The organism is Sporosarcina aquimarina (assembly GCF_019748715.1).
GTDB classification, from domain to species: domain Bacteria; phylum Bacillota; class Bacilli; order Bacillales_A; family Planococcaceae; genus Sporosarcina; species Sporosarcina newyorkensis.
The window spans coordinates 1-1994 of the sequence record NZ_JACLBZ010000052.1 but is presented as its reverse complement, the minus strand read 5'-3'; the positions used below and the strand labels follow the sequence as shown (position 1 = coordinate 1994).

Annotated in this window: 1 protein-coding gene and 1 pseudogene; both read right to left on the bottom strand. The window is 41.0% G+C overall.

All coding sequences use genetic code 11. The annotated features are described in order from the left end of the window. Positions 1-186: 186 nt before the first annotated feature. A complete protein-coding gene (ald, locus tag H7J92_RS17500; protein ID WP_221838312.1) occupies positions 187-1323 on the bottom strand; it encodes an alanine dehydrogenase in 1137 nt (378 codons plus the stop codon). 171 nt (positions 1324-1494) lie between these two features. Then, positions 1495-1734 (bottom strand): annotated as a pseudogene (locus H7J92_RS17495) (aminotransferase class III-fold pyridoxal phosphate-dependent enzyme); the annotation flags it as partial. Between the last annotated feature and the right edge of the window lie 260 nt (positions 1735-1994).

Here is a 1994-nt window from a genome sequence, read left to right as displayed (position 1 = left end):
CAACTGTTGCGCTTAATTTGACAAACTATCATGATTAAAAGTTCTCCCATGGTTCTCACCTCAAGTATAATACTTCCCGGGGTTTGACCTATAGAAACATGAAAGGATCAAATTGATATGTCAAATTAGTTTTAAGAATTTGCCAATCAGCTGAGTTATGATTCATAGGACTATTATCTACTTTTATTAATTTATAACCAAGTCTTCCCCTGCTAATAGAGACTCTGGGGATACATATTTCAATCCTTGAGATTGTGCAACGGCCAAACATGTTATCTTCCCGTTTAAGGTATTTAAGCCTGTTCGCAGCGATGTATTATCAAGAAGTGCTTGCATCCAACCTTTATTGGCAATTTGAAGTGCATACGGTACCGTCACATTGGTCAATGCCATTGTAGAAGTTTGCGGCACCGCACCAGGCATATTAGCAACAGCATAATGGATCACTCCGTGCTTAATGTAGATCGGGTCATCATGAGTTGTTACCCGGTCAGATGTGGAAAAAATTCCTCCTTGATCAATAGCGATATCCACTAGCACGGAACCTGTTTTCATCGATTGCACCATCACTTCTGAAACAAGTTTTGGTGCTTTTGCTCCAGGAATCAACACGGCTCCAATGACAAGATCCGCTTCTTTTACAGATTCTGCAATATTGAACTGGTTTGAAACTAACGTCTGAATATCGCTGCCAAAAATATCGTCTAGCTGACGTAAACGATCTACCGACAAATCAAGAACTGTTACTTGGGCGCCCATACCGATTGCAATGCGAGCAGCATTCGTTCCAGCCTGTCCTCCACCAATGACAACGACTTTACCACGTGGCACACCCGGCACGCCCGATAACAGTATGCCTTTTCCACCATTTGTCTTTTCAAGATACTGAGCCCCAATTTGTGTCGCCATACGCCCAGCCACTTCACTCATTGGCGCTAGCAACGGTAAAGAGCGGTTTGGAAGTTGTACTGTTTCATAAGCGAGACCAATCACTTCGTTATCCAAAAGAGCGTTAGTCAGCTCAACCTCAGATGCTAAATGCAAGTACGTGAATACTAGTAATCCTTTGCGGAAATAACGGTATTCAGAAGGAATGGGTTCTTTCACTTTCATAACCATCTCTGCTCCCCATGCCTCGGCGGCCTCTTGGACAATTTTTGCACCCGCTTGAATGTATTCTTCATCAGTAAAACTAGATCCAAGACCTGCTCCTGTTTCAATTACTACCTCATGGCCAGCCGAATGCAAAGTAAATACTCCAGCTGGTGTCATTGCCACACGATTTTCATTACTTTTAATCTCCTTTGGCACACCGATCAGCATAGACATTCCTCCCACAATAAGATGAGTATTCTTTTCCTGTCTCAAACACAGGTTCTAATCCATTATCGTTATCTTCACATCGTACATGAGTCTGGTTGCCGTATGGAGCGTCATAAACAGTACCCCCGTACTTATAAAAGCAGGGAGGTACTTCTTAATCGAGTTAACTAATTACTCATTTTCTTTGAATACTTTCTTCAACACAGAGACGATGAAATCAAAATCCTCATCCGTACAAGAAAGCGGCGGACAGAGTGTGAGAACATTGTTGAAGCCAGCCACCGTATCTCCATTACGTCCGACGATTAGCCCATTTGTTTTACAGTCACCTATTATTTTACCGATTCGAGCATTGGTCGCAGGTTCTTTTGTGTCCTTGTTCTCGACAAGCTCAATCCCCAATAACTTTCCCCTATGAGTTCTACTGATGTTATCTTCATTATCTCTCCTCCCTTTTCAAAGCATTGCTATCTTATTCGGATTTTTTATACCTTATCCCTCTTTTTAAGAATGAAAATAGAAAGAACAAGGTTCCCAACAATTATTCGATAGGAAAATTCTCCTGCTCTTTAGGTGTTAATTTATTTATTTGAATTGCTTTACTTTACTCCTTTTGGATATGCCCATTAAATTTTAATAAATGATAGTTTGTCAAATTAAGCGCAACAGTT

Bases quoted from the DNA above. Each gene is read 5' to 3' on its own strand.
- ald (WP_221838312.1), bottom strand. From the start codon at position 1,323: ATGCTGATCGGTGTGCCAAAGGAGATTAAAAGTAATGAAAATCGTGTG.